The organism is uncultured Kiloniella sp. (assembly GCF_937128705.1).
Classification (GTDB): domain Bacteria; phylum Pseudomonadota; class Alphaproteobacteria; order Kiloniellales; family Kiloniellaceae; genus Kiloniella.
The window spans coordinates 1-3,392 of record NZ_CAKZMP010000160.1 but is presented as its reverse complement, the minus strand read 5'-3'; the positions used below and the strand labels follow the sequence as shown (position 1 = coordinate 3,392).

5 protein-coding genes are annotated in these 3,392 nt (G+C 44.5%); 4 read left to right on the top strand and 1 reads right to left on the bottom strand.

The genetic code is table 11. The features are described 5' to 3' along the window. The coding region (locus Q0241_RS09150) for a LysR family transcriptional regulator (RefSeq protein ID WP_299376373.1) at positions 1-385 on the bottom strand (385 nt) is incomplete at its 3' end. A gap of 107 nt (positions 386-492) precedes the next feature. On the opposite strand from Q0241_RS09150, the gene Q0241_RS09145 reads away from it, so the two are divergent. The 4 genes from Q0241_RS09145 to Q0241_RS09130 all read left to right on the top strand — a co-directional run. Next, positions 493-978, top strand: coding sequence for a DoxX family protein (locus Q0241_RS09145; protein WP_299376370.1), 486 nt, complete (start codon positions 493-495; stop codon positions 976-978). After that, the gene (locus Q0241_RS09140; RefSeq protein WP_299376367.1) at positions 969-1,946 is read left to right on the top strand and encodes a glutathione S-transferase family protein; all 978 of its coding nucleotides are present in this window, start codon (positions 969-971) and stop codon (positions 1,944-1,946) included. Before Q0241_RS09145 ends, Q0241_RS09140 begins: the two co-directional genes overlap by 10 nt. Position 1,947: 1 nt before the next feature. Beyond that, positions 1,948-2,739, top strand: coding sequence for a class III extradiol ring-cleavage dioxygenase (locus Q0241_RS09135; RefSeq protein WP_299376364.1), 792 nt, complete (start codon positions 1,948-1,950; stop codon positions 2,737-2,739). A 115-nt stretch (positions 2,740-2,854) separates the two neighbouring features. Further along, positions 2,855-3,392: NADPH-dependent FMN reductase (locus Q0241_RS09130; RefSeq protein ID WP_299376360.1), on the top strand; the 538-nt coding region annotated here is incomplete at its 3' end.

Below are 3,392 nucleotides of genomic sequence, written 5' to 3'. Positions count from 1 at the left end.
CGACCGAGACCTGCGGATAAAGCTCGAGAAATTTGCTTACTTGCGGGACAACATAGATTTCGCCAGAAGTACTCGGTGCTGAAATCAACAACTTACCTCGAGGTGAAGCCACTTGATTTTGAACCGTAAGTTCCAACTCTTCCAGATCGTCAAGTAACTGTAAGCAACCTGCATGATAGAGTATTCCCACCTCTGTCAAACTAAGGCTACGTGTTGTTCGGTGTAACAGCCGACTGCCCAGACGATCTTCCAGTTGGCCGATGTATTTGCTCACCAGCTTCTTTGACACTCCCAAGCGTTCCGCCCCTCCGGTGAAAGACCCGGCAGCGACAACCTGGGTAAACGTTCTCATACCATCAATCAAATCCATAATTGTCGCTACCATGACGACAATTATTCGTCAACAGGCATGTTTATTCCCAACAAAAGACACCTTACGTTTATTCCATCATTTATTAATCAGAATCTCAGATAGAAATTTGGATGTTCAATATGACAACACGAAAACTAGCTCCAACACTCCATCCGTCTTATGCAGCCCTAATTTTACGTCTATCACTCGGCGTATTATTCCTTGCACACGCCAGCCTTAAAGTTTTTGTCTTCACACCCGCTGGTACAGTCGGATTTTTTGAATCATTAGGCCTGCCAGGCCTTTTCGCATACCTCACTATTTTAGCAGAAGTTATCGGCGGTATTGCTTTAATTTTGGGTTATCACACTCGAATTATCAGCATTGTTCTTCTTCCGATAGTGTTGGGGGCCATCATCTTTGTCCACGGAGGAAATGGTTGGCTTTTTTCCAACAGTAATGGTGGTTGGGAATTCCCGGCGTTTTGGGCTGTCACTCTCATTGTCCAGTTTCTTATAGGTAACGGCGCTTATGCCCTTAGCTTTTCAAATAGCCGCTTTTCTCTGTCTCATCCCGAAGAAAACCTTCTCAGACTGAACACAAAAAAGAAAAATTCATGTTGGTAAATGGCAAGTGGGATGCAGAATGGCAACCTGTACAAGATAAAGACGCTCAGGGGCGCTTTATTCGACAAACTTCAACCTTTCGCGATTGGATCACTATCGACGGCAGCCAAGGCCCAGAGGGGCAAACAGCCTACAGAGCAGAAGCAAACCGATATCACCTTTATGTGGCATACATCTGTCCTTGGGCTTGTCGAACTTTAATCGTACGCGCTCTCAAAAAACTAAAAGATGTCATAAGCATTTCTGTCGTATCACCTGTCCTGACAAACAAGGGCTGGAAATTTGATGATTTTCCCGGCAGCACGGTTCAGGAGCCCCATATCGGCGCGGACTATATGCATGAAATTTACAGCCACGCCGATCCAAAGATAAACGGACGTGCAACTGTTCCTGTACTTTGGGATAAAAAACGTCAGACGATCGTTAATAACGAATCAAGCGACATTATTCGTATTCTCAATAGCGGGTTTGATGCCTTTGGGAATGAAGCTGTCAACTTGCGGCCACCTCACCTGCTTACCGAGATAGAAACATGTTCTGAACAACTCTATAATAATTTCAACAACGGCGTTTACAAAGCAGGCTTTGCAACCAGTCAGTTGGCTTATGATGAAGCTGTAACCAATGTGTTTAAAACACTGGATACATTGGAAGAAAAATTGACTGACAACAGAAACTACATTCTGGGCAATGTTCTAACCGAAGTGGATATCAGATTATTTGTAACCCTAATTCGATTTGATGCTGCCTATGTCAACATCTTCAAATGCAACCTGAAACGCATAGCAGACTACCCAAAGCTTTCTGCCTATACCAAGCGGCTCTTTGATATTCCTGAAATTAACAACACCGTATTCTTTGATCACATCAAAGCCGGGTATTACTCTGTCAAGGCACTCAATCCATCGGGCATCATCCCGCAAGGACCAGAGTTACCAGGTTTCACATCTCAAAAGTTGGTTGCGTAGAATGAGTATCCACTCTTCACAGCCTAGTCTCTTTTTGCCACACGGCGCACCCGACCTTCCGCTGAGTACGCATCCCGCAACCACTTTTTTAAAGGGGCTTGCCAGTCACCTCAAAAGGCCAGATGCCATCCTGATTATCTCTGCACACTGGGAAACCAAGGGCTTGCATATCACGACGGGTGAAACGCTTGAGACGATACATGATTTCGCAGGCTTTTCGTCAGAGTTGTACCACCTAAAATATCCCGCGAAATCGAGCCCAGCATTAATTAAATTACTTCGTGAGCATTTAAAAAACGCGGGCTATGAACCCAACGAAAATAAACAACGAGGATTGGATCATGGGGCTTGGATTCCTCTATTACTGGCTTTTCCAGAAGCAGATATTCCAGTTGTGCAACTCTCACTGGACCGCAGACTTTCAACAAACGATCTCTACCAATTAGGATTGGATCTATCAACTATACGTAACCATAATATTCTCATAATTGGTTCAGGGGCCATCACCCACAATCTCAGAGCTTTAGCCCCCGAACACACACCACCTCCCGATTGGGCTGTCGAATTTTCAGATTGGGTACAGAATACTCTGCATAATTCGGAATGGACCGCGCTTTGTAACTACATGACTGCGACCTCTAATGGTCGTGTTGCCCACCCAACACCAGAACACTTTCTACCCCTTTTAATAGCAGCAGGATCAGGTGGCGAAAATACTGTAGCCCACAGACTTCACAACAGTTTTAGTTACGGATCTATCTCTATGGATGCTTGGATGTTTAATGCCCCCTGATCTCTCGTCAGTATTTTGAACCATAAGTTAAAATACGGGAACTTTATCTGTTTTCGACAACAATTCTGGCTTTATAGAGATTGAGCACTAAATCGATTTAAGCTATACACAACGCATGAAAATCCTCGCTATCTCTGGCAGCGGTCGTAAAGCTTCAAGCAACACCGCCTTGCTTAAAGCTGTATCGGAAATTGCAAGTCCAGACCACGAAGTATCTGTATTTTCTGGTGTCTCTGAATTACCAGTCTTCTCACCAGATGCCGAGAATGCTCCCTTGCCTTTTCCCGTTCAGGCCTTCTGTAATCTAATTAGAAAAAATGATGGTCTGATAATATCAAGCCCTGAATACGTCAGGGCTATTCCCGGTGGTCTCAAAAATGCAATCGACTGGCTTGTTTCGCGGGATGAAATCATTGGAAAGCCAATTGCGTTAATGCATGCATCCCATCGTGGTGACGATATGCTCAAACAATTGCGGTTGGTCTTGTCCACGGTAAGTGATGGTTTCCGGTCGGATCTTTTTCAAGAGTTTGAATTCATGCAGCTTTCGCCCCACGAAATAACGCAAGAAATGACGAAGCCGTCAAATCAGCAAAAAGTAGCTCATTTTCTAAAAGACTTCACACATGCAGTCGAACACATTAAATCTCGTC